Source organism: Massilia agrisoli (assembly GCF_020831365.1).
Lineage (GTDB): Bacteria > Pseudomonadota > Gammaproteobacteria > Burkholderiales > Burkholderiaceae_D > Telluria_A > Telluria_A agrisoli.
Window position 1 is genome coordinate 203126 of the sequence record NZ_JAJHPV010000012.1, and the last position, 24769, is coordinate 227894.

Consider the following 24769-nt stretch of genomic DNA (forward strand, 5'->3'; position numbering starts at 1 on the left):
GTCATTCTCCGATCACGTTCTTGCGGATCATCGGGTCGGCCAGTACCTGCGCCGGCGGGCCGTCCGCGGCCACCTGCCCCGATATCCACGCCGCCACGCGGGTGGCGTAGCGGGTCACGATGTCGACGTCGTGCTCGACGAAGATGGCGCTGACCTTGCGGTCGTCCAGCGCCGCCATGATGGTTTCCATCAGGCCGTGCTTCTCCTCGGTCGACACGCCGCTGGTTGGCTCGTCGAGCACCAGCAGCTTGGGATTGAGGATCAGCGCCATCGCGATATCGAGCAGCTTGCGCTGGCCTTCGGGCAAGGATTCGCACAGCTCGTCACCACGTTCGCGCAGGCCGACGATGTCCAGAACGTGTTCAATTTCGCTTTCCGGCACCGACTTCGCTAGCGGACTCCACAGGCCGAGCCGGCCCAGCCTCCCGGCAGCGGCCAGGCGCACGCAGTCACGCACCGTGTGCTCCAGGAACAGCTGGGGCAACTGGAACGAGCGCGCCAGGCCGCGCCGCACGATGGCGCGCGGCGCCATGGCGGTGATGTCGTGGCCGTCGAACCGGACCTTGCCGCTGTTAGGCCGGATCAGGCCCGTGCAGATATTGATGAAGGTGGTCTTGCCGGCGCCGTTCTGGCCGATCACCGCCAGGCGTTCGCCTTCATGCAGCGAAAAGTTAATGTTATCGGCGACCACCACGGCGCCGAACGACAGCCGCAGGTCGGTTGTTTGCAACAGGGGCGCGCTCATGGCCGGCCTCCTTTCTTGTGTCGGGTCAGCAGGCCCGAGATGCCGCGCGGCGCGAAGAACACCATCACGATCAGCACCACGCCCAGCACCAGGTTGGACATGCCGATCATGTAGGCGCCGGCGAATACCTTGACGAATTCAAACACCGCCGCACCGAGGAAAGCGCCCACCGGATGCCCTACCCCGCCCAGGATGGAGATGAACACGATCTCGCCGGAGCGAACCCAGTAGCCCATTTCAGGCGTTACCAGGCCTTGCGTGATGGCGAAGATGGCGCCCGATAACCCGCACAGCGCTGCCGACAGCACGTAGCCGGTCAGCATGACGCGGTAGGCCGAGATGCCAAGGAATTCGAGCCGCGTTTCGTTGGTCTTGATGGCCGACAGCGCCTGGCCAGAGACCGAATTCAGGTAACGGTGCACCATCAGGCCGAGCACCAGCGCGAGCAGCACCACCGTCACCAGCAGTGCGGTTTCGAACTCGGCCCGCTCAAGCTGCATGCCGAGGAAAGTCGAGCGCGCCAGGCGCATGCCGTCGGTACCGCCGGTCAGCGTGAAGAACTTGCCCAGCACCGCGAACAGCACCATCGACAAGGCCAGGTTCAGCATGCCGAAGAAGATGGCGCGGTAACGCACCACGAAGGCGCCGATTACCAGGCCCGACACGGCGCCGACCAGCGTACCCAGCGCGATCAGTACTGTGCTGTCGAGCGCCGGCCAGGCGCGCGAGGTAAAGGCAACCGCATAACCGGCTGCGCAGGAGAACATCGCGTGGCCGAAGGACATCTGCCCGGCCCGGATCAGCACCGACACGCCAAGCGCGGCGATACCGAAACAGGTCGCGATGATGATCGCCGTCTTAATCCAGGGCATAAGCACCGGCAGCACCAGTGCCAGCACCAGCAGTACGATGGCGGCGATCGCCGGCCTGGACAGGCCGCCGCGGGCTCGCACGGGTGCGGGCCGGGCTTTTTCCGGCGCCGGCATTGCCGCCGGCGCCATTCTTGCGTGGGACTTCGACATCACACCCTCCTCGCTTGCGCGACCGAAAACAGCCCTTCGGGCTTGAACAGCAAGACCAGCACCATGATCAGGTACGGCACCAGTACTTCGATTTCCGGCAACAGGTAGACGGCGAACGAACGCGCCAGGCCGATCAGGATGGCGGCAATCAGCGCCCCCTCGATCTGCCCGAGGCCGGCGGTGGCAACCACCGCAAACGACAGCACGATCATTTCCGCGCCGCTGCCTGGCACCCACGACGTGGTCGGCAGCGCCAGGGCCCCGCCCAGCGCACCGAGGATGGAGCCGACCACGAAGGTGAACAGGCAGATGCGCTTGACATTGATTCCCATCGCCATCGACACCTCGCGGTGATGGGCGACCGCGACAATCTGCTTGCCCATCCGGCTGTACTTGAGGAAGGAGCGCAGCGCGATAAAGATCAGGATCGCGGCCCCAGGCAGCACGAACAACTGGTAGCGCGTGTAGGTAATGCCGATCACGTCCACCACGCCGAGGTAATCGACAATGGCGGAATACGAATACGGCTGGACACCGAAGATCATGCGCTGCAAATCCTCGAAAATCATGAAAGCGGCAAAGGTGACCAGCAGCTGCAGCATCGGTTCCTTGTCGTAGATGCGGCGCAGCAGGCTCACTTCCATGGCGGCGCCCAGCAAGGTGCCGACCAAAATGGCGGCCAGCAGGAGCACCGCCAGCGACCATGCGGGCGGCACGCCGGCGGCAGCCACCCACAGGCCGATGCTGGCGGCGACGTAGCCCCCGAACGCGTACAAGCTGCCGTGCGCCATGTTCAGGATGCGCATGACGCCAAACACCAGCGTCATGCCGAGCGCGACCAGGAACAGCAAGGACGCGTACGACACGCCATCCATGATCGCCAGCATGAAGAGATCAATGTTCATCACACTCTCACTTAACTGCGGGGAACGCCTTGATGGAGGCATCCTTCATGATGGCCGGCGTCAGCGTCTTGACCCAGTCCGGCGACTTCTTGCCGACTGGCGCGGTGACCAGTCCGCCCGGGTAGATCACCATCTTGTCGATCACCGGGAACGGATACGCTGCCGTCTTCTTGGCGACGCCTAGCAACTGGTCTTCCAGGCCCTGGCCGTCCTCGCGGATCACAACCGATCGGGTCAGGCCGCGGAATTTCAGGCCGTGCATCGAGTCAGCCAGCTGCTCGGTGGTCGGCCACTGGCCCTTGGCGCCAGCGATAGCCTTGTCGTAGTTGGCAACGACCGCGTCGATGGCCTGGATCATGTGGTGCACCGAGTAGATCGGGTAAGCGCCGGTCTTGGCCTTGAATTTCTGGGCAAAGTTCTTGAGCTTTGGATCGTCCTTCAGCTCAGGGTGCAGGAAGTAATGGTCGCCGCGCGCGCCGATGATGGCGCCGTCAGGCACGATGGTGCCCAGGCGTTCGAGCGAGCTCTCGGCCAGCGGCAGCACGAACAGCGAGTTGCGGGTCAGGCCGCGCTGCGCGGCCTGGCGCACGAAGGTGTCGAGGTCGCCGCCCCACGAGGTTGACAGGATCACTTCAGGACGCAATGCCTGCAGGCGGCTGACCTCGGTCGAGAAATCAGTGGCGCCAAACTTCGGGAACAGCTCGGCGACGATCTTGGTGTCCGGCTTCAGCGCCAGCAGGGTGTTGCGGAACAGTTCCCACGAGTCGCGTCCATACGCGTAGTCCTGGTTGACCACGGCAATGGTCTTGAAGTTCGGACGGGTGCGCAGCAGGTACATGACCGTCGCGACCATTTCCGCGGTGGCATTGGCCTGTGTACGGACAACGTAGCGGTAGCGCTTTTCCTCCAGCACCTTTTCAGTGCCGCAGTCCCACATGACGTTCAGCACCTTGAGATCTTCAGCGACCGGCGCGACGATGTTGCAGTTGCCGCTGGAAATAGCTGCCAGCATGATCTTGACGCCCTGCTCCTGCACCACGCGGCGGTACTCGGACAGGAACTTGTCGCCGCCGACGCCCTCGTCAATATAGACCGGCACAATCTTCGCACCCTTGATGCCGCCGGCCGCGTTGATCTGCTCGATATACATGTCTGCGGCCGCCTTGGCCGGCACACCGAACACCGACGCCGGCCCGGACAGGAAGGTGGTGATGCCGATTTTGATTTCAGCGGGTTTGCCGGCCTGGGCCATGGCCGAGGCGCTGAACAGCGACGCGGCCGCGAATGCGGCGACGCGGATTGCTTTTGACGAAAACATGTCTTCTCCAAGATTGGGTCGGGCGCGAAACGCCGTGTCCGACTGGTTAGAATGCGAAACCTTCTGTGAGGCCTGGCCGCTCCAATTGCTGCTTCTACAACACGATTTCATTCTAGGACCGTCCCGATAGCGCCACAATCTGCATTTTCTGAAGGGGGGTGCCGGTTCTGGTGTAGGCCCCGTCCCATTGCTACGACACCATCCGCACAACGTCGAGTACCGTGCCGTCCCGGTACTCGACGACCGCGACAATGCGCGCCTCGCCCGACGGACGTTGCGGCTCACGGGTGGCGCGCGCCTCGGCCAGTTCCTTCAGTTCGCCGATGCTACGCAGTTGGATTCCGGACGCCCGCAGGCGTTCCAGCAAGTCGGGCCGCAGCGGACTTACCGCAACGCCTTCGTCGGTCACCAGCACGTCCACGCTTGCGCCAGGTGTCGTTACAGTGGTCACCCGGCCGGTGACCTTGGCGTAGCCGCCCGCGTTCAGCTTCGTTGTGACGATGGACAATTTAGCGCCCGCCGCCGTATCGGCATGCCCCCCGGAACCGCCCATAATCATCCCGTCGGACCCGGTGGTAACGTTGACGTTGAAGGCCAGGTCGATCTCGGTGGCGCCGAGGATCATCACATCGAGCTGGTCGACCACCGCCCCGCGCCGGTGCGGATTGGCGTACAACGAGGCCGACATCGGCTGGTGGCAAGGGTTGCGGCGAAAGGATTCGACCGCTTTCAGGTCGAAACACTGGACGTCGAACAGGGTCCGGAACAAGCCCGCGTCGAGCATGTCGACGATGTATCCGGTAATGCCGCCAGACGCGAAGCTACCCTGCACCCGCCTATCCTGCATCAGCTGCTTGAGTTCGGCGGCCACCGCAAGCGAAATGCCCCCGGCGCCGGTCTGGAACGAGAAACCGTCGACCAGCAGGCCAGAGGCGGCGATGACCTTGCTCGCGCTCCTTGCGATCTCCAGGCCGACCGGGTCGGTCGTGGCGCGCGTGGTGCCGGACAGGATTCCTGCCGGATCGCCGATCGACGGCACCTCGACCACATAATCGACATGGTCCTGGCTGATGGCGATCGGGCACGCGGGATAGGGAACCAGGTTGTCGGTAACGGCAACCACGCAGACCGCGAAATGGGCGTCGGCCACCGCGTAGCCGAGGGTGCCGCAGGCGGACTTGCCCGCCACCCCATTGATGTTTCCAAGGTTGTCGGCTGTCGGCGCCGCGATGAAGGCCACGTCAATACGCAGTGCGCCGGACTCGATGCTACGCGCGCGGCCGCCGTGGGTGTGCATGACGGCGGGACGCCGGAGCATGCCGCGCGTTACGGCGTGGGCCACCGGGCCGCTCATGTAGGCAGTGTGTATGCCGCTGATGACGCCTGTGCGAATATGTTCGACCAGCGGTTCGTGCACGGCAAACAGCGAGCTGGCCGCCACCGTGATATCGCTGAAGCCCATGCGGGCGATCTCGTCCATGACCATGTTCATGACATGGTCGCCGTTGCGCAGGTGGTGGTGGAACGAGACGGTGCCGCCGTTCTTCAAGCCGGACGCCGCGATTGCCGCGCGCAGGTCAGGCATCAGCTTCTGAGTTGACACAGTTTCCCCCAGCTCCAGTTATCGCAGGTCGTTCCCGCGAAAGCGGGAACCTATAGAACATATGATCCAAGGTGCTATGGATCCCTGCCTTCGCAGGGACGACGTTAGCTTTACAGCCGCTCCAGCAGATCAACCCGGAACGGCGCCAGGAATTGCGTCCCGCGTTCCGCCATATGGGCCTCAAACCTTGCGCGCACTTCATCAAGCAGCCCGGGCGACAGGCGGTGCTCGGTATGGGTCACCTGAATCACCTTCTGCTCAAACTCGTCAAAACTCCGGTACCGAACCTGCGCGCGGAAGAATGTCTGCGACACCAGCCTGAACAGTCCGGCGCCGACCGCCTCGCGTGTTGCGGCAAATGCTTCTTCACGCACGCGCTGCTCGTCGTGGAACAAACGCAAGATCTCGTTATAGTCGCCGCCGAAGATCGGCTCGGAGATGTACACCAGTCCGCCCGGCCGCAGCACCCGCCGGATCTCGGCAAAGGCTTCCGCCAGCAGGTGGATCGGCACATGGTGCAGCGACTTGAACAGGAAGACTGCATCGAAAGCGGCATCGTCGGCAGGAATGTCTTCCGCCCCGCCCAGCGCGAAGCGCACCGACGGCAAGTCGTCCACCCGGAGATTAAGGTCATGCTGCACCCGGTCCACTTCCAGCGCGAGAATGGCGGTAAATTTTCCGCTCGCTGCAAGCAGCCGGGTCTGGCGTGCCGTCCCGCACCCCAGTTCCAGCGCCCTCGCCCCGGACAGCGGCAGGCATTCGATCAGTACGCGCTCGTCCAGCACCGCCCCCGGATCATCCTGCGCAATCACCATCATGGCTGGTGGCGCGCTGCCTGGCGCGCGGCATCTTCAAGCATCTGTTGGGCAACCAGTATTACGGGGCGGTCGACCATCTTGCCATCGACCGCCACCGCGGCGCCGTTCGCATTTTCCGCAGCAGCAAGCACTCGGGTGGCCCAGTCGGTTTCTGCAGTGGTAGGCGCGAAGCCGGCGTTGACAATGGGCACCTGCCTCGGATGAATGCACAGCTTGCCGCCGAAGCCGAGGGAGCGCGCGAGGCCGGTATCTTCGCGCACCGGGCCGATGTCGTCGATCGCAACCGTGACGCCGTCGACAGGCGCCTGGATGCCGGCAACCCGCGACACCAGCACCAGCTGCGAGCGGAAGTACAGCAATTGTTGGTGGCCTTCCTTGATGCGCAGGTCGACACTGAAGTCGATCGCGCCGAACACCAGCCGCTCAACCCCTGGCGCGCGGGCCAGGTAAGGGGCATTCCACAGGCCAAGCGCGCTTTCAATCAGCGGCAATATCTTCGTGGCGCCAGCGACCCGGATGGCAGCCAAGTCAGCTGCCTGCTCCGCCTTGGGCAGCACGATGCCGGCCACGCCGGGCAGGCCGCACAGGGCCAGGTCGTCACGGAACCATTCGCTGTCCGCGCTGTTGACCCGCACCAGCACCTGATGCGCGGGAGAGACCCAGGACGCCAGCGCCTCGCGCGCGGCGTGCTTGTCCGGTGCGGGCACCGCGTCTTCGAGGTCGACGATGACGGCATCGGCCCCGGCCGCGCATGCCTTGGCAAAGCGCTCGGGGCGATTGCCCGGCACGAACAGGTAGGAACGGGCTGGCGCGCCGGTCATGTCAGTCTCCGCGCGGCAGCAGATTGCCGACGACAGGCTCATCGGCGATGTGCCAGATGCGCTCGAACGCGGCGCGCATTTCCAGCGCGGTCGCGCCAGCGCCAAATGCGGCCAGGCGCAAGGCCTTCTGCTCCAGCTCGTCGCGGCTGAGCGTGTTGCCCGGGTCGCCCTTCGGCTCGTCGACGCGGCCTTCCAGCACGCGGCCGTCAGTCGTCGCCACCGTGACCTTGCCAATCCAGCGGGCCGGGTAGGCGGTATCGACCTCGCCATCGAGCTTCATCGTCACTTTTTTGCGGAAGGCGGCAATGCGCGGGTCGTTGTAGGCGGTCTCGAATTCCTGCAGGCCGGCGCTGCCGAACTGCGCGATCAAGCCCAGCACGGTGCCCATCGAAAACTTCGCCTGGTGCACCGTCTGCGGGTTGACCACGGGGCCCAGCACGTCGATGGCGCCCTGGTGGACGTGCGCGGTGACGCTGGCGACCTGCTCGGTGCGCAGCTCGTGCCGGGTCATTACCTGCAACAGGGCGTCGGCCGCCGGGTGCGTGTGTCGGCACGAGGCATGGAACTTGAACGAGGTTTCCGCCAGCGTCCAGCGCTCGCCCAGCCGGTCGGTCAGCCTGGCCGGGTCGGCATCGCTCGACATACCGGCCGCCATGCCCTGCTTGCCTTCGAGGATGCGGCGGGCTCCGGTGAAACCATCACTGGCAAGGTAGGCCGACATCAGGCCGTCCCCGGCCGCTTTCGCCGTATGCAATTGCTTGGAGTCGGCGGCGTCGCGCAGGAATTCCCACAGGCCGGCCGCCTGTGTGCCCGCCGAACCGAACGCATGCAGCATCTGTTCTGGCGTCAGTTTCAGCAAGCGCCCCACGGCGGCAGCCGCGGCGACCGTGCCTGCCGTACCCGTGGTGTGGAAGATCCGGTAATGTGAGCGGCCAAGGAATTCGCCCACCCGGATGCCCACCTCGTAGCCGGCCACCGACGCGGTAAGCAAATCACGCCCGCTGGCCTCGGTCGCTTGCGCCACCGCCAGCACGGCCGGAAACACCACCGCGGCAGGATGGAACACCGAGCCGTTGTGCACGTCGTCCTGCTCGGCGAAATGGGATGACGCCGCATTGACCATCGCAGCGAACAGCGGCGTGGTGCCGCGGCGCGAGATCAGCACTTCGGACTTGCCCTCGGCTGGGCCCATCAGGCGGGCAAACGATTCGATGGCCTGCACCGGGCGCCCGGTTTTGCCCGCCAGGGCCGAGCCGAACCAGTCGAGCAGCAGGTCTTCGGCGCGCCGCATCACGGGCGCGGGAATGTCTTCAAAGCGCAGTTTGGCGGCGAATGCGGCCAGGGTTGCGCTTGGGTGGTCGTCGTTCATTAGCTGGTGTCCTTGTTGTGTTCAGACCGCGCGCTGTGTGTGCAGCCGGGCGATGTCGTCGCTGCCGTAGCCGATGCCGGCGAGGATGGCGTCGGTGTGCTGGCCCAGCGCGGGTACCGGGTCCATGCGCGGTTCGTAGGTATTGGGCACGCCGGGCGGCAGCAGCGCCGGCATCGCGCCAGCAGGGCTGCCGACTTCCACCCAGCGATGGCGCGCCGCCAGTTGCGGATGGTTCCACAGGTCGTGCATGTCGTTCATGTGGGCGTTGGCGATCTGCGCGGCGTCCAGTCGCGCGATGACCTGTTCCGCCGTCAGGGTGGAAAACACCTCGCTGATGATGGCGCGCAACTGGTCGCGCGCCGCGGTGCGGGCGGAATTCGAAGCAAACTTCGGGTCGGTCGCAAGCTCTGGCTGCAGCAGCACCTTGGTACAGAACAGGCCCCATTCCCGCTCGTTCTGCAGCCCGAGCATGACCACCTTGCCGTCGCCGGCCGGGAAAGGCCCGTATGGATAGATGGTCGCATGCGCCGCGCCCGCCCGTTGCGGCGGCGCTGCGCCGTCCATCGCGTAGTACAGCGGAAAGCTCATCCATTCAACCATGCTCTCCAGCATGGACACATCGATGTTGCAGCCCTGCCCTGTCCGCCCGCGCTGGATCAGCGCGGCAAGGATGTTCGAGTACGCATACATGCCGGCGGCGATGTCGGAAATCGAGCAGCCTGCTTTTGCGGGCTCGTCGGGGGTGCCGGTAATCGACAGGAAACCGGATTCGCTCTGGATCAGCAGGTCATAGGCTTTCTTGTCGCGGTAAGGGCCGTCGGCGCCGTAGCCCGAAATGTCGCACACGATCAGGCGCGGATAGCGCTCGCGCAACGCCTCGTACGACAATCCCAACCGCGCCGCGGCCCCTGGCGCAAGGTTTTGCACCAGCACGTCCGCGCCTGCCAGCAGCTTGTCGAGGATCGGGCCGGCCTCCTCATGTTTGACGTCCAGGCTCAGGCTCTCCTTGGAACGATTGGTCCAGACGAAGTGCGAGGCCAGGCCGCGCGCGCGCTCGTCGTAGGCACGGGCAAAGTCGCCCACGCCGGGCCGCTCGACCTTGATGACGCGCGCGCCCAGGTCGGCCAGCTGGCGGGTGCAGAACGGCGCGGCAATCGCGTGTTCCAATGTAATTACGGTGATGCCATCCAATGGGCGCATGATGTCTCCTCAGAACGAGCGCGGCATGCCGAGCACGTGTTCCGCCACATAGGACAGGATCAGGTTGGTCGAGATTGGCGCCACCTGGTACAGGCGGGTCTCGCGGAACTTGCGCTCGACGTCGTATTCGCAGGCAAAGCCGAAGCCGCCGTGGAACTGCAGGCAGGCGTTGGCGGCCTCCCATGATGCGTCGGCCGCCAGCATCTTGGCCATGTTGGCCTCGGTGCCGCAGGGCTGGTGGGCGTCGAACAGCTCGCACGCCTTGTAGCGCATCAGGTTGGCCGCCTCCAGGTTGACGAAGGCCTTGGCAATCGGGAACTGCACGCCCTGGTTCTGGCCGATTGGCCGTCCGAACACGATGCGTTCATTGACGTACTTGGTGACCTTGTCGATGAACCAGTAGCCGTCGCCGATGCATTCGGCGGCGATCAGGGTGCGCTCGGCGTTCAGGCCGTCGAGGATGTACTTGAAGCCCTTGCCCTCTTCACCGATCAGGTTCTCGACCGGGATCTCCAGGTTTTCGAAGAACAGCTCGTTGGTTTCATGGTTCACCATGTTGAGGATAGGCTGCACGGTCAGGCCCTTGCCGATTGCCTCGCGCAGGTCGACCACGAAGATCGACATGCCTTCCGATTTCTTTTTCACCTCGGCCAGCGGCGTGGTGCGCGCCAGCAAAATCATCAGGTCGGAATGCTGGACCCGTGAAATCCACACCTTCTGGCCGTTGACCACGTACCGGTCGCCCTTGCGCACGGCCGTGGTGGTGATTTTGGTGGTGTCGGTGCCGGTGGTCGGCTCGGTGACGGCCATCGATTGCAGGCGCAGCTCGCCGCTGGCGATCTTGGGTAGGTAGCGTTGTTTCTGCGCCTCCGAACCGTGGCGCAGCAAGGTTCCCATGTTGTACATCTGGCCGTGGCAGGCGCCCGAGTTGCCGCCGGCGCGGTTGATCTCCTCCATGATGACGGAGGCTTCGGTCAGCCCGAGGCCCGAGCCACCGTATTCCTGCGGGATCAGTGCGGCCAGCCAGCCGGCGCTGGTCAGTGCGTTGACAAACTTCTCGGGGTAGCCGCGGGCCTCGTCAACCTGGCGGAAGTATTCGCCCGGGAATTCGGCGCACAGGGCGCGCACCGCGTCGCGGATGTCTTCGTAGGAGTTTGGATGGAGTGGCATCAGTGTCTCGTCGAATATTTAGTTATCGGAAAGCGTGGCTTCGGCCTGCATGGCCAGTTCACCGCGCATGTTCTGGGCCCACAGCTGTACGGTGCGGCCGTCGGGATCGAGGCGCCCGCACACGGTGAACGGCTCGGTGTCGAACAGCGTGCCAACCGATCGGAAAGAGAAGGCGCTCATGCGCGCCTCGGGCATATGTCGCTGCAGCAGGTCGGCCAGCAAGGTGGCGATCAGCGGGCCATGCACAATCAGGCCCGGATAGCCTTCGACTTCCGTGGCATAGCTGCGGTCGTAATGGATGCGGTGGCCGTTGAAGGTCAGCGCCGAATAGCGGAACAGCAAGACCGGGTCGGGCGTCACGGTGCGGGTCCAGGCGGCGCCTCCAGGCGCGGTCTTTGGCGCAGGGGCGGCCGCGCCTGGCTGCGGGTAGGCGCGGTAGACGATGTCATGCTCTTCGGTAACGCAGGTCTTGCCTGCCTGGGCCAGCTCATGCATCACCGTCACAAAAGCCAGGTCGCCGCTGGCGCCGGTCTTGGCGCTCACGCTCTGCACCCGCGAGGTGCGGGTGGCATCCTGCCCGATGGCGAGCGGCGCGGTGAACGTCAGGCGTCCGCCAGCCCACATGCGGCGCGGCAACGGAACCGGCGGCAGGAAACCGCCGCGCTGGGGATGGCCGTCCGGCCCCAGTTCGGATTGCGGGGCCGCCGTCCAGAAGTAAATCCAGTGCCACAACGGCGGCAAGGCGGACCCTTGCGTGAAGGAGAACGGGCGGTCCACGGTTGCCGCCAGCGCATCCGCCTGGCGCGCGTCGATCCGCGCGTCGGCGGATTCTGTGTTGCCTACCCACTGCTGCAACAAAGCGGAATCGAAAGCATCGGAGATCATGATGGCGGCATAATTAATTGGAACGATTCCAGTGTGTTCCAGCCGGCGTATTGCCACAATCTGCATTTTTTGAAGGGGGGGTGCGATTTCGATGAAGCGTGCACTTGGCGTTAGAATCGATGTACTGAATAGGAAATCGACTTATGCTGTTTGACCTGACTGACCTGCGTTTATTCATCTTTGTTGCGGAACTTAAGAGCCTGACCCGCGCCGCGGAGCGCATGCACCTGTCGCTGGCGGCGGCCAGCAACCGGGTCAAGGAACTGGAGTCGCGCTTCGGCATGCGCCTGCTGTACCGCGAGAACAAGGGCGTGATGCTGTCGCCCGCCGGCGAGACCCTGCTGGCGCACGCGCAGCAGTTCATGCAGCAGCTCGAACGGCTGAAAAGCGATATGCAGCAGTACAACAACGGCATCAAGGGGCACATCCGCATCTTCGCCAATACCACGGCGGTGACTGAATTCATGCCGCAGGTGCTGGGAACCTTCCTGACTGCGCATCCGCAGGTCAATGTCGCGCTGGAAGAGCGGCTGAATCACGACATCCTGCGCGGGGTGCAGGAGGGAACCGCGGATATTGGCGTGGCCGCTGGACCGGTCCAGGGCCAGGGTGTCGAGATCATCAACTTTTCGACCGACCGCCTGGTGCTGGCCACCTCGCTCGACCATCCGCTGGCGAAGGCCGGCACCGTCTCGTTCGCCGAAACGCTGGAATATCCGCATATCGGCCTGCACGAAGGCAGCACCTTGCAGCACTTCCTCAACCGGGTGGTGTCGGACACGGGCGAACACCTGAACCTGCGCATCCAGGTCAGGGGTTTCGATGCGATGTGCCGGATGGTGGAGTCGAATGTCGGGATCGGCATCCTGCCGCAGTCGGCGGGGCTGCGGCACAGCCAGTCGATGAAACTGGCGCTGGTGGAACTGCGCGACCCGTGGGCGGTGCGCGAACGCAGCGTGATCGTGCAGAAGCTTGAAACCTTGCCGGCCTATGCGCGCGAACTGGTGGAATACATCAGGGGAAGCCAGGTAGACGCGAGCCAGGCAAAGTAAGCCAGGCTCGCGCAGCAGCAAACGCTATGCCTCGGGCAGCGAAACCCGGCGCTTCCTGGATGCCATAAAGTGGCCCCGTCCGTGCGCCATCCGTAAAAGCCAGCCGCCGATCACCACCAGGGTAAGTAAAGTGAGCACGGACGCTTCGAGGCCGTAAGCGCCGCCAGTCAGCCATTCGGGGCCGGTCAGTTTTCCGATCAAATAGCCGGTGCTTTCGTTGCCAGAAACCGAGATCGAAAAGATCGAGCCCAGCGTGTAGTTCCACGCGACGTGGATGCCGATGCAGAGCCAGAGCCGGCGCGTCAGCAGGTAGGCGGCGGCAAAGAAGGCGCCTGCGACAACCGTATTGGCGATTGCCAGGACGCCCGCCCCTTCGCCCGGAATATGCGCGAGCCCGAACAGCAGCGCGGAGATTGCGATGGCAGGCCAGCTTCCGAGCGACTCCTCGGTAATGCGGAAAATGATGCCCCGGCCAATCACTTCTTCGATCACGCCTACAAACATCATGACGGCAAGCGGCTGCATGAGCTTCATGGTCCAGTCATTCAATCCGGTCACCTCGTACACGCCGGCGGCATACAAGATGCCAATCTCGGCGGCCACCATCGCGGCGCCGATCAACAGGCCCGCGCCAAACTCCGGCAACGCGTTGAAGCGCGACAGCTCGGCCGCCGGCCGCTTTTCGACGTAGCGCACATAGGCCCAGTAGGTCAACAGGACGCCCAGTGCGGCGAGCAACTCAGGCCAGATGATTCGCGCTTCCTTGCTGGCGATTGCTTTTGCCAACGAAAACACCAGGCCGGCAGACGCCACAACGAGCAGCGACGCAAGGACGATTTTCGTCAGCGGAAAGTTCAGCAGGCGGTTTCCCCAGCCTTTTGGCGCCGGTACGGGTTGGATCATTGTTGTCATGTCTTCTTTCCCTTTTGCGTTGTGGAGCTTTGATTGAGGCGCGCCCTTGCTTCGGAAATGCGCACACCGAATGGTTTTTTCTCGAGTGCCAGGATCGCTTCGTCGAGGATTGCTGACAGCGGCACGGTCAGTTGAGCGTCGAGGCCGTCGGCTGCCGCCTTCGTCGCCGCCCAACGAGATTCCAGCTCCGGCATCAGGTCCTTTCCATGCCGGCTCAACCTCACGAGGCGCTGGCGCCCATCCGCGCCGGGTTCGACGCTGACCAGCCCGTCCTTCTTCATCAGGTTCACCGTTTGCGTCGCCGCCGGCTGCGTGATGCCGGCAGATTCGGCGATCTGGCCAATGCTGGCGGTCTCTAACTGCTTCAGCGCACGCATGACGGGCGTGTAGCGCGGGCGGTAATCGAGGCCGCCGTCTTTGTACTGCTGCGCCACGTCGCCGTCCAGAAGGTCGATGAGATGGCGGAGCTGGGTTCCGAGTCCTTGTTTCATGAGGCGATAGTATCACATTTCCATAAGCGCTTATATACTTTTTCCCCGGCCGGCGGTGCCCGTTACTGTCGCGCTTCTTTACATTTTCCACGCCGCCGCGTCGGCGACGTCCCCGTGGCAAGCGCAAGTTATTGATTTTAAAGACGTGGCACAGTCCCTGCTTATCCATCAATTCGAAGTAGGCATATTCCTACAAAAGCTTAGGCAGTCAGCTGGCGGCCATGACTGTCCAACCAAGTTCTGCGGAGACAGGATGAGCACTTATGTCTACATAGCCCTTGAGGGGCTGCGCACATCGCCGATATCGGAAGAAGCGTGGGTCTGGGCGGCTCAGCAATGCGATGAACTGGTGGTGGAACCCGCCAGGGCGGGCGTGCGCAGCCCTCAGATTGTCCGGCTGAAATCGGACAGGCGAGCGACCGTCCGGCTGGACCGTTTCGGCATCGCCGCAGCGAAGGACCCATCGCGCGAGCTGATCTCGGCCATGTTCAAACTCGCTTCGGCTTTGAACGCAGATGTCTACAGCGAGCGCTTCCACAGGTACGCGTCGACCGATGACTGGATGAGGCGCAGGCAAGCGCACCGGCGCACTTTTGACAAGCAACGCGCGTACAAGGAAAGACAGCGCGAACGGCTTTTTCAGTTTGCGCTGGGGTGCGCTTTATGCGCGGCATCGACTCTCGCTGGTTTCCTGTTGGGCAGCCTGTACCTGTTCCTGCGCGGCTAGCCGGTTTGTGCTAGCCTGAAACGGTATGCATCTCCCTTCCAGCCCTGGCCATGCGCTACTGGTCCATTGACCGCCCTGCTCCCAGCCCCCTGCTCGACCTGTCACGGGTTACCGGGCTGGTGGCCGCGATCGGCCATGCGGACAACACCACCTTCGCCGCCGAGGTCCTGAAGACGCTGGCGGAACCGGCCACGATCTCCCAATGCACCGTGTTCGCCTATGAATTCGGCAACCGGCCGCGCACCGTGTCGGTGGCCGACCACCGCGGCGGGCGCTTCTTGCGCGATGTTGCCGATGTCTACTCGCGCCACTACTACCTGCTGGACGGTAACCAGCGCGTGATTTCGTCCGCGCCGCAAGCCAGCCCGGGATCGTCGCTGATCATCCACCAGCAGACCAGCGACGACATCGAGAACGCGGGCTACCGCGCGGCCTGCTACAGCGATCCGCAGGTGTGCGACCGCTTGTCCCTGATGGTGCAGCCCGCCGAAGGCATCTGGTTGTCCGTCAACCTGTACCGCGACCGCACCTATGGCAATTTCGAGCCAGGCGAAATTGCGCTGGTGGAGGCGCTGGCGCCGCTGATCGGCCACGCCGCGCGCCACCACTATGTCATGCATGGGCAGAACCAGCTCGGCATCCCCCAGCTGATGCTGGCGCGCGTGCGCCGACTGTGCCCGTCGCTGGCCAAGCGCGAGCTGGACGTCGTGCGCGGCGTGCTGGAAGGCCGCACCGCCGCCGAAATCGCCGACCTGATGGGCATCAAGCCCGCCAGCGTCATCACTTACCAGAAGCGCGCCTACCAGCGCCTCGGCATCTCCAGCCAACGCCAGCTGTTCGCCCTCTGCCTGTCGACCGACGCACCGTAAACGCCAGGCTTTGTACCCAAAATGGGGACAGACAGTCGGCATGGCGATCCGCATACTCGGTTAAAGACGACAACAAAAACAAGCGTCAGGTTAAGCAGCCATGTTCGTGGCGGCTCCAACTCAACCGCATCGCAGGAGACCCAGCATGCCACCGGTGACAACATTAATCCAGGCGCCAGCCAGCGGCGCTACCCACCAGCAACTCGACCTCGAACAGCAGGTCATCGGCAAGGTGTCGCGCCGACTGCTGTGGTTTATCTTCCTGCTGTTTGTGTTCTCCTTCCTCGACCGCATCAACATCGGCTTCGCCGCGCTGACAATGTCGGCCGACCTTGGCCTTACCGCCACCCAGTTCGGCCTGGCCACCACCCTGTTCTACATCGCCTACGTGGCGTTCGGCATACCGAGCAATATCGCGCTGGCGAAGGTCGGCGCGCGGCGCTGGATCGGCACCATCATGATCGGCTGGGGCCTGGCCTCCACCGCGACGATGTTCGCCACCAGCCCCGAGACGCTGTACATCCTTCGGATCCTGGTGGGCATTACCGAAGCAGGCTTCCTGCCCGGGATGCTGCTTTACCTGACCTTCTGGTTCCCGCCCGCCTACCGTGCCCGCGCCAATGCCTTGTTCATGATTGCGATGCCGGTCACCGCGGCGCTGGGATCGGCCGTCTCGGGCTACATCCTGGAGCTCGACGGCGCGATGGGGCTGAAAGGCTGGCAGTGGCTGTTCATGCTGGAAGGCCTGCCGTCGTCGGTGCTCGGCCTGGTCGTGTTCTGGTACCTCGACGACAAGCCGCAAGACGCCAAATGGCTCAGCGCCGCCGAGAAAAGCACGCTGGAACGCAGCCTGCAATCGGCCCGCAAACAGCCACCGCGCGCCGAAGCCGCCGCGCCCGAGCGCAGCCTGTTCGCCGAGCTCACCTCCCCGGCCGTCGTCAAGTTCGGAGTTGCCTACTTCTGCCTGGTGAACACGCTGGCGATGGTGGCCGTGTGGACGCCGCTGATCGTCAAGAGCTTCAGCGCCGGCGCCAGCAACCGCACCATCGGCCTGCTGGCGGCAATTTCCCAGGTGGTGACCATCATTGCGATGATCTGGTGGGGCCGCCGCTCCGACCGCAAGCAGGAGCGCCGCTGGCACCTGGTCATCCCGATGCTGGCCTCGGCCGCCGGGTGGATGTTTACCGCCTTGTCCGCCGACCCGGTGGTGCAGATGCTCGGGGTCTGCATGGCTTCCGCCGGCTCGTACACCGCCATGTCGATCTTCTGGACCACACCGGACCAGGCCCTGAGCTGGAAGGCGCAGGCGATCGGCATCGCCGTCATCAATGCAGCCGGCAACGTCAGCTCCGCGATCAACCCGGTGGTGGTGGGCTGGATCAAGGACGCGACCGGCAGCTTTACCGGCGGCCTGTATTACGCCAGCGCGCTGCTGGTGGCCGGCACGGTGATCGTGCTGATGCTGCCGATCGGCGCCCGCCAGAAAACCGATCACTGAAGGAAGATACGATGACTATGGAATTTGCACCCTACCCGTTCACTGCCCGCCAGTACCCGGCCCGCATCCCCCCGCAGCAGGCGGGGCGCGATGCGGTACGCCACAAGGTGGCGATCGTTGGCGGCGGGCCGGTCGGCCTGTCGACTGCCCTTGGCCTTGCGCGCCAGGGCATCGCGTCGGTACTGATCGAAGCGGACGACTCGGTCTGCCAGGGCAGCCGCGCCATCTGCATCTCGCGCCGCAGCCTCGAGATCATCGAACGCCTCGGCGCCCTCGATGGCTTCCTCAAGACCGGCCTGCCGTGGACCGGCGGACGCAGTTTTTACCGCGACACCGAGGTGCTGCACTTTACGATGCCGCAGGACGACAACCAGAAGCTGCCGCCGATGGTCAACCTGGCGCAGTACCACATCGAAGAATTGCTGCTGGAAGCCGCCGAAAAACACGCTGGCCTGATCGACATCCGCTGGCAGACCCGCGTCACCGGGCTTGAACACAATGCGGCTGGCGTCACGCTCAGCCTCGGCACACCCGAAGGCGACTACGCGCTGGAGGCCGACTGGCTGGTCGCCTGCGACGGCGGGCGCAGCACGATCCGCGAGGCGATGGAACTGCCGCTGCGCGGCGCCAGCTACGAGGGCCGCTACATCATCGTCGACATCAGGCTTGACAGCGAGCGCCCGACCGAGCGGCTGGCCTACTTTGACCCGCCATGCAATCCGGGATCGACGGTGCTGGTGCATAAGCAGCCGCACAATGTGTGGCGCATCGACTACCAGGTGCAGGACGGCGAGAACGCCGACGAAGCGGTCAAGCCCGAAAACGTGCTGCCGCGCGTGCAAAGCCTGCTCGACATGATGGGCGAGCGCGGCGCGTGGGCGCCGATCTGGATCACGATGTACAAGGCAAACGCACTGACGCTGGAACACTACCGCCACGGGCGGGTGATGTTCGCCGGCGACGCCGCGCACCTGGTGCCGATTTTCGGCGTACGCGGCGCCAATTCGGGCATCGATGACGCCGACAACGTCGCGTGGAAGCTGGCCTGGGTGGTCAAGGGCCTCGCAGACTTTAGCCTTCTCGACAGCTATTCGAGCGAGCGCGTCGCCGCAACCCACGAGAACCTCAGCTACGGCACCAAGAGCACCGAGTTCATGGCGCCGCCCTCCTTCGCCTTTGAGTTGATGCGCACGGCGGTGCTGGGTCTCGCTGAAAAGCACGCCTGCGTGCGGTCGCTGATCAACCCGCGCCAGAGTTCCGCCATCACCTACACGGAATCGCCCCTCAACGTCGCGGACCAGGAGGTGTGGCGCGCCGGCCCGGCGCCAGGTGCGGTGCTGCCCGAGTGCCCGCTCACCGTGTTTGATGAAGCGAAGGGAGTCCCGGGCCACCTTACCGGCCTGCTGGGCACCGGCCTGACGGCGCTTTGCTTCACCGCCGACGCCAGGGTGCCGAAGAAACTGTCCGCGTTCGCCGACACCATGCGCGCAACCGGCGTCCAGCTGGATATGGTTCCCATCGCGGTGGAGCGCCCGCTCGACCCGACCTCGCGCTGCGCCTGGGACGACACCGGCCGCGCATTCGGCATGTACGGCGCTTCGGTGGGCAGCGTCTACCTGGTGCGCCCCGACGGCCATGTCCTCGGACGCTGGCAGGCGCCGGACGCGGGCCAGCTGACCGCAGCGGTCGGGCGCCTGTTGCATCCATAACCGAATAAAGGAGCTCTCATGAACGACAGCGAACTCGATGCCGTCTACACACGGCTTTGCAAGACCATGACCCAGCTGGGCGCGGACAAGTCGCCCCTGTTCCTTGCGCGCTTCGCGCTGCTGGCGATCGGCCAGATCGGCGATCCCGATACCGCGGCGCGCCTTGTCGACGATGCCGCCGAGGGCCTTGGCCAATGATCGGCCCATCAGGAAAAACCACCATGACGCTCAGTTACCAGTCCGGCTTCGGCAACGAGTTCGCCACTGAAGCGCTGCCGGGCGCGCTGCCAGTCGGCCGTAACTCGCCGCAGCGCGCGCCCTACGGGCTGTACGCCGAACAGCTGTCGGGCACTGCCTTCACCGCGCCGCGCCATGCCAACCGCCGCTCGTGGCTGTACCGGATCCGTCCCGCCGCCGTGCACGGCCCCTTCCAGGCGGTGCAGATCGGCCGGGTTGTCAGCAGCTTCGACGAGCTGCCAGTCTCGCCCGACCAGTTGCGCTGGGACCCGCTGCCCCTGCCGCATGGCCCGACAGACTTCCTCGAAGGACTGGTGACAATGGCCGGCAACGGCAGCCCCGCCGCCAACGCCGGCTGTGCGATCCACCTTTACGCGGCCAACCAGTCGATGGAGGGCCGCTACTTCTACAACGCCGATGGCGAACTGCTGATCGTGCCGCAGCTTGGCGCGCTGACCATTGCGACCGAACTTGGCACGCTGCAGGTCGAACCGCAGGAAATCGCTGTGATCCCGCGCGGCGTGCGCTTCCAGGTAAAGCTGGACGGACCGGTGGCGCGCGGCTATGTGTGCGAGAACTACGGTGCGCTGTTGCGCCTGCCCGACCTGGGCGTGATCGGATCGAACGGCCTGGCCAATCCGCGCGACTTCCTGACGCCCGTGGCGTCGTATGAGGACCGCGAAGGCGACTTCGAGCTGGTGGCCAAGTTCCAGGGCCGGATGTGGCGCGCCGCGATTGGCCATTCGCCGCTGGACGTGGTCGCGTGGCACGGCAACTACGCGCCGTACAAGTACGACCTGCGGCGCTTTAACACCATCGGCTCGATCAGCTACGACCACCCTGACCCGTCGATCTTCCTGGTGCTGCAGGCGCCGAGCGACACGCCGGGCGTGGATACGCTGGACTTCGTGATCTTCCCGCCGCGCTGGCTGGCAGCTGAAGATACCTTCCGCCCGCCCTGGTTCCACCGCAATTTCGCCAGCGAGTTCATGGGACTGATCCACGGCGCCTACGACGCCAAGGCCGAGGGGTTCGCGCCCGGCGGGGCGTCGCTGCACAACTGCATGAGCGGCCACGGCCCCGATGCCGAGACCTTCGGCAAGGCCAGCGTGGCCGACACCAGCCGCCCGCATCATGTGACCGATACGATGGCCTTCATGTTTGAAACGCCGTCGGTCATCCGCCCGACCATTCACGCGCTGGAGTCGGCACAGCTGCAAACCAGCTACGCCAATTGCTGGCAGGGGCTTGAAAAGCGCTTCGACCCGCGCCAGCGCTGAAACTACAAGGAGCATGCATGTCACTACTGAACGAGACCCACGCACCCGAACTGCGTAGCTGGGTCGCCTCGGCCAACGAGCCAGGCACCGATTTCCCGATCCAGAACCTGCCGTTTGCAGTATTTCGCAGGGCAGGCACGGAAGAATTCTTCCGTGGCGGCGTCGCGATTGGCGACCAGATCGTGGACCTTGGCATGGCCGCCAGCCGTGGCGCGCTGTCGATCGATGCCCTGCCGTTTGCGGCGGCGTGCGGCGCCAGTTCGCTCAACCGTTTCATGGCGATGGGGCCAGGCGCGTGGAGCAAACTGCGCCTTGCCCTCAGCCGCGCACTGCGCACCGGCGCGCCGGAACGTGAGCTGCTTGGCGCCTGCCTGGTGCCGCAGTCGCAGGCGGAGTACACCGTCCCTGCGAAGATCGGCGACTACACCGACTTCTACACCTCGATCCACCACGCGACCAGCGTGGGCAAGCTGTTCCGGCCCGACAGTCCGCTGATGCCCAACTATAAATGGGTCCCGATCGGCTATCACGGGCGCGCCTCGTCGATCCAGGTGTCGGGCCAGGAATTCAGGCGGCCGCTTGGCCAGACCATGGCGCCGGGTAAAACGCAGCCGGACTTCGGGCCGTGCCAGCGCCTCGACTACGAGCTGGAGCTCGGCATTTATGTCGGCACCGGAAACGAGTCGTGCACGTCGGTGCCGATGGACCAGGCCGAGTCGCATGTATTCGGCCTGTGCCTGCTGAACGACTGGTCGGCGCGCGACGTGCAAGCCTGGGAGTACCAGCCGCTTGGGCCCTTCCTGTCGAAGAATTTCGCCACCACCGTCTCGCCGTGGATTGTCACGCTCGAAGCGCTGGCGCCTTACCGCGTGCCGTTCGCGCGGCCGGAGGGCGATCCGCAGCCCTTGCCCTACCTGGATTCTGCGGCCAACCGTGCTGGCGGCGCGTTCGACGTACAGCTCCAGGTGCTGCTTGAAACCGAACGGATGCGCGCGGCCGGCGCCGGGCCTGCGCAGCTGTCGGCCACCAGCTACCGGCACGCTTACTGGACAGTGGCGCAGCTGCTGGCGCATCACACCGTCGGCGGATGCAACCTGCAGCCGGGCGACCTGTTTGGCAGCGGAACCTTGTCGGGACCGACGCCCGACCAGGCGGGCGCGCTGATTGAGCTGACCTCCGGCGGCAAGGAGCCATTGCGCCTGCCCGATGGCGACACCCGCAGCTACCTCGTCGACGGCGATACGGTGATCATGCGCGGATGGTGCGAGCAAGCTGGCAGTGCGCGTATCGGGTTTGGCGAGTGCCGGGGGACTGTGCTGCCGGCCATGGAAGCTTGATGCGTCGTTCCCGCAAAGGCGGGAACTCGTCATTCATCACAGGGCAGGCTCAGTATGGGTTCCCGCTTTCGCGGGAACGACGGAGGACCTGAGCCCCTGCTCCAGCACGGCGGGGATGTCGGCTGCCGGCATCGGCCGCGCCAGGTAGTAGCCCTGCACCTCATTACATCCCAGCTCCTGCAGGATGCACAGCTGCTCGGCCGTCTCGACGCCTTCGGCGACCACCGACATCCCCAGCGCATGCGCCATCGAGACGATCGCCTGGAAAAACACCCTCCCCTCGCGCGAGTTGCCCAGCTCGGACGTGAACGCGCGGTCCACCTTCAGCACGTCCATCTTCAGCTTCTGCAGTTGCGACAGTGACGAGTAGCCGGTGCCGAAATCGTCGACATGCAGCTTCACGCCCAGCGCCCGGATCGCGCCGAGTTCCGCCAGCACGTCTTCCTGCTCGCCCATCATCGCCGACTCGGTGATTTCCACTTCCAGCAAGCTGGCAGGAACCTGGTGCCGGTCGAGGTAGACCGCAAGCTGGCGGTGCACCTCGCCACGCGCGAACTGCTTGGGCGAGACGTTGATCGACACCGGCACCACCGGCAATCCCTGGCGCCGCCACGCGTCGATCTGGCGGCAGGCCTTCTCCATCACCATTTCGCCTATCCGCAGGATCAGGCCTGTCGTCTCGGCCATCGGGATGAACTCCAGCGGCGACACCAAACCATGCTGGGGATGAATCCAGCGCACCAGCGCCTCCATGCTGCACACTTCGCCTGTAAAGGCATCGACGCGCGGCTGGTAGTACAGCACAAACTGGTCAAGCTCGATTGCTTCAAGCAGCCGGTGCTTCAGCTGGAGGCGGCTTTGTATCAGGCGCGATTGCGACGCCTCGAAAAAGCGGTACTGGCCCTTGCCGTCGGTCTTCCCGGCGTACATCGCAATGTCGCCGTGCTTGATCAGGGATGCCGCGTCGGCCGCGTCGTGCGGGAAGACGCTGATGCCGACGGACGCGCCGACCTGTAGCGGTTCGCCGTTGATCGTGAATGGACCCTGGAACGCGCTGATGATGCGCTCGGCCACGCGCGCGGCCTGTTGCTGTGCATCGGACGGCATCAGGAGGACGATGAATTCGTCGCCGCCGAAGCGGACGACATGGTCGCCTGGCCGCAGCAATGAGCGCAGGCGTTCGCCCGAGGCCTTCAGCAGCTGGTCGCCGACAGCGTGGCCGTGCAGGTCATTGACCTGCTTGAATTCGTCCAGGTCGATGAAGAGCAGCGACAGCTCAGTCGATTCGCTGCGGCTGGCGGCCATCGCGCCGGGCAGGAAGCCCATCAGCCAGTGGCGGTTCGGAAGCCCGGTCAGCATGTCTTCGTTGGCCAGCCGCTCCAGTTCAACCACATGCGCCTTGCGCTCGCTGATGTCGCGCAGCGTCACCGCAAGTCCGTTACCGACCCGCACGAGGCGGCGGTGGCCCCAGCGGATGTTCAGCCGGGCGTCCGCTGGCATCTCGCGTTCGTCCTCGTAGAAGCCCGAGGTCATCGCTGCGCTGTAGGTGTCCAGCAGTGCATTGCCGAAGACGCCGGCGTCGATCGTCGACAGCCGCTTGCCGATCAGCTCCGCACGCGACGATCCGTAGAAATAGGCGCCCCGTTCGTTACAGTCGACGATCTCGAAGTCGACGATCACTCCGGCCTCGTTGCGCAGTGCCGCCGCCATGTAGAAGCCGTCGTTGGCGCTTTCGGTGGCGGTCCTGTAGGCCAGCCGGACGTCTTCCTGCGCGCTCTGGCGGTGTGCGGCGCGGCGCGACAGGACGGTCGCCAACGCCGCGATCAGCGCCAGGCAGAAGGACGCAAACGCGGCGTCGTTGCGGCCATCGGTCCAGTAGGTTTCGGCCGCGGCCATCGCCTCGCTCTTCGAGAGCGCGACCAGCGCGACCAGCGGGTAGACAGGCGAATGGCGCCACGCCAGGAAGCGGGCCTGGCCGTCCGGGAACTGCCCTGCCGCAGAGAGCAGCACGCCGGCAGGCGCCGCCCATAACGCCGCGTCGCGCGGGAAAGCGGTTGCGGCGCCCGCGCGTGCCTGCTGCTCGAGCCGCAGCCCGGCTTCGGTGCCGACGGTGGCGACCAGTCCGTCGCGCCCCAGCGCGGCAGGCATGTAGAACGACGTCAGGTAATCCGACGGCACGGTGAGCACGACGACGCCGTCGAAATCATCATCGGGCGTATCGAGGCGCCGGCTGAACAGGACCGCAGGGTGAACTTGCGTCTCCGACGCTAGCGGCGTATCGATCTTCAGCGAGCTTGAGTTGTTGTTCCGGTGGTAGCGGAAAAACGCCGATCGCGCGTACGAGGCGTTGAGTTCGCCAGGCTGGGTGGAGCTGACCACCTTGCCGCGCGCGTCGACAACGCTGACCGAGATGAAGGCGCTGTCGAGGAACATGCCGTCGCGCGTCAGGTGTTCGAGCCGCAGCCTGCCGTTCGACTGCTCCCAGCTTTGCTTGAGCTGCATCGACACCTGGTCCATCTGGGCGACCGACCGGGTGACATACTGCTCGTAGGCTTGCGCCGCGGCGTTCGCTTCGCGGCGGGTGTTTTTGTCAGCTTCGGTACGTTCGGCGTTGGCGCGCACGATGGTCGTCGACCACACCGCCACGATCAGGATCAGCGCCGCAACGGGCCAGAACAAGGAGGCGATTAGCGATGGACGCGCGCCGCTGATCGGTGTGGGGTCGTTTAAAGCTTGCCTTGCCATCGCCGTCCTGGATCTTGTACGTTTGCCAGAAAGAGCTGGCAGAAGCACAAGATGCT

General features: G+C 64.7%; 22 protein-coding genes. 8 read left to right on the forward strand and 14 right to left on the reverse strand.

Translation table 11 applies throughout. The features are described 5' to 3' along the window. Nucleotide 1: 1 nt before the first annotated feature. The 11 genes from LMJ30_RS08305 to LMJ30_RS08355 all read right to left on the reverse strand — a co-directional run bounded on the left by LMJ30_RS08305 (nt 2) and on the right by LMJ30_RS08355 (nt 11856). On the reverse strand, nt 2-745 hold the full coding sequence (locus LMJ30_RS08305; RefSeq protein WP_229431873.1) for an ABC transporter ATP-binding protein: 744 nt from the start codon (nt 743-745) through the stop codon (nt 2-4). Then, nucleotides 742-1767: a branched-chain amino acid ABC transporter permease gene (locus LMJ30_RS08310; RefSeq protein WP_229431874.1), complete on the reverse strand. Its 1026-nt coding sequence runs from the start codon at nt 1765-1767 to the stop codon at nt 742-744. Before LMJ30_RS08310 ends, LMJ30_RS08305 begins: the two co-directional genes overlap by 4 nt. Beyond that, complete coding sequence (locus tag LMJ30_RS08315) at nt 1767-2672, reverse strand: branched-chain amino acid ABC transporter permease (protein ID WP_229431875.1); 906 nt, start codon at nt 2670-2672, stop codon at nt 1767-1769. The genes LMJ30_RS08310 and LMJ30_RS08315 overlap by 1 nt, the downstream gene beginning before the upstream one ends. A gap of 7 nt (nt 2673-2679) precedes the next feature. After that, nucleotides 2680-3990: an ABC transporter substrate-binding protein gene (locus LMJ30_RS08320; RefSeq protein ID WP_229431876.1), complete on the reverse strand. Its 1311-nt coding sequence runs from the start codon at nt 3988-3990 to the stop codon at nt 2680-2682. 190 nt (nt 3991-4180) lie between these two features. Next, a complete protein-coding gene (gene citF / locus LMJ30_RS08325) occupies nt 4181-5593 on the reverse strand; it encodes a citrate lyase subunit alpha (RefSeq protein WP_229431877.1) in 1413 nt (470 codons plus the stop codon). Between the two features lie 110 nt (nt 5594-5703). Beyond that, nucleotides 5704-6411, reverse strand: coding sequence for a class I SAM-dependent methyltransferase (locus LMJ30_RS08330; RefSeq protein WP_229431878.1), 708 nt, complete (start codon nt 6409-6411; stop codon nt 5704-5706). Continuing rightward, nucleotides 6408-7232: an HpcH/HpaI aldolase/citrate lyase family protein gene (locus LMJ30_RS08335; RefSeq protein ID WP_229431879.1), complete on the reverse strand. Its 825-nt coding sequence runs from the start codon at nt 7230-7232 to the stop codon at nt 6408-6410. The genes LMJ30_RS08330 and LMJ30_RS08335 overlap by 4 nt, the downstream gene beginning before the upstream one ends. Before the next feature lies 1 nt (nt 7233). Further along, nucleotides 7234-8601, reverse strand: coding sequence for an MmgE/PrpD family protein (locus LMJ30_RS08340; protein WP_229431880.1), 1368 nt, complete (start codon nt 8599-8601; stop codon nt 7234-7236). A 21-nt stretch (nt 8602-8622) separates the two neighbouring features. After that, entirely contained in the window at nt 8623-9801 is a 1179-nt protein-coding gene (locus LMJ30_RS08345; RefSeq protein ID WP_229431881.1) for a CaiB/BaiF CoA transferase family protein, read from the reverse strand. 9 nt (nt 9802-9810) lie between these two features. Beyond that, nucleotides 9811-10971, reverse strand: coding sequence for an acyl-CoA dehydrogenase family protein (locus LMJ30_RS08350; RefSeq protein WP_229431882.1), 1161 nt, complete (start codon nt 10969-10971; stop codon nt 9811-9813). 18 nt (nt 10972-10989) lie between these two features. Then, nucleotides 10990-11856, reverse strand: coding sequence for an HTD2 family dehydratase (locus LMJ30_RS08355; RefSeq protein WP_229431883.1), 867 nt, complete (start codon nt 11854-11856; stop codon nt 10990-10992). A gap of 143 nt (nt 11857-11999) precedes the next feature. Here LMJ30_RS08355 and LMJ30_RS08360 point away from each other — a divergent pair, with 143 nt between their 5' ends. Next, nucleotides 12000-12908, forward strand: a complete 909-nt coding sequence (locus LMJ30_RS08360; protein WP_229431884.1) for a LysR family transcriptional regulator — start codon at nt 12000-12002, stop codon at nt 12906-12908. A gap of 24 nt (nt 12909-12932) precedes the next feature. Here LMJ30_RS08360 and LMJ30_RS08365 read toward each other — a convergent pair whose 3' ends face one another. Both LMJ30_RS08365 and LMJ30_RS08370 read right to left on the reverse strand, forming a co-directional pair. Further along, nucleotides 12933-13820 carry a CPBP family intramembrane glutamic endopeptidase gene (locus tag LMJ30_RS08365; RefSeq protein WP_229431885.1) on the reverse strand — a complete coding sequence of 296 codons (888 nt, stop codon included), beginning with the start codon at nt 13818-13820 and terminating at the stop codon, nt 12933-12935. Next, nucleotides 13817-14311: a MarR family winged helix-turn-helix transcriptional regulator gene (locus LMJ30_RS08370; protein ID WP_229431886.1), complete on the reverse strand. Its 495-nt coding sequence runs from the start codon at nt 14309-14311 to the stop codon at nt 13817-13819. The genes LMJ30_RS08365 and LMJ30_RS08370 overlap by 4 nt, the downstream gene beginning before the upstream one ends. A 253-nt stretch (nt 14312-14564) precedes the next feature. On the opposite strand from LMJ30_RS08370, the gene LMJ30_RS08375 reads away from it, so the two are divergent. From LMJ30_RS08375 to fahA, 7 genes are all read left to right on the forward strand, one after another. Further along, a complete protein-coding gene (locus LMJ30_RS08375) occupies nt 14565-15038 on the forward strand; it encodes a hypothetical protein (RefSeq protein WP_229431887.1) in 474 nt (157 codons plus the stop codon). 50 nt (nt 15039-15088) lie between these two features. Continuing rightward, entirely contained in the window at nt 15089-15907 is an 819-nt protein-coding gene (locus LMJ30_RS08380; RefSeq protein ID WP_229431888.1) for a helix-turn-helix transcriptional regulator, read from the forward strand. Between the two features lie 145 nt (nt 15908-16052). Beyond that, nucleotides 16053-17405, forward strand: a complete 1353-nt coding sequence (locus LMJ30_RS08385; RefSeq protein ID WP_229431889.1) for an MFS transporter — start codon at nt 16053-16055, stop codon at nt 17403-17405. An 11-nt stretch (nt 17406-17416) separates the two neighbouring features. Beyond that, nucleotides 17417-19114: an FAD-dependent oxidoreductase gene (locus tag LMJ30_RS08390; protein ID WP_229431890.1), complete on the forward strand. Its 1698-nt coding sequence runs from the start codon at nt 17417-17419 to the stop codon at nt 19112-19114. A gap of 18 nt (nt 19115-19132) precedes the next feature. Next, nucleotides 19133-19312 carry a hypothetical protein gene (locus tag LMJ30_RS08395; RefSeq protein ID WP_229431891.1) on the forward strand — a complete coding sequence of 60 codons (180 nt, stop codon included), beginning with the start codon at nt 19133-19135 and terminating at the stop codon, nt 19310-19312. 23 nt (nt 19313-19335) lie between these two features. Next, complete coding sequence (gene hmgA / locus LMJ30_RS08400) at nt 19336-20631, forward strand: homogentisate 1,2-dioxygenase (protein ID WP_229431892.1); 1296 nt, start codon at nt 19336-19338, stop codon at nt 20629-20631. A 17-nt stretch (nt 20632-20648) separates the two neighbouring features. Beyond that, nucleotides 20649-21968 carry a fumarylacetoacetase gene (gene fahA / locus LMJ30_RS08405; protein WP_229431893.1) on the forward strand — a complete coding sequence of 440 codons (1320 nt, stop codon included), beginning with the start codon at nt 20649-20651 and terminating at the stop codon, nt 21966-21968. Nucleotides 21969-22004: 36 nt separating this feature from the next. Here fahA and LMJ30_RS08410 read toward each other — a convergent pair whose 3' ends face one another. Then, entirely contained in the window at nt 22005-24713 is a 2709-nt protein-coding gene (locus LMJ30_RS08410; RefSeq protein WP_229431894.1) for a bifunctional diguanylate cyclase/phosphodiesterase, read from the reverse strand. Between the last annotated feature and the right edge of the window lie 56 nt (nt 24714-24769).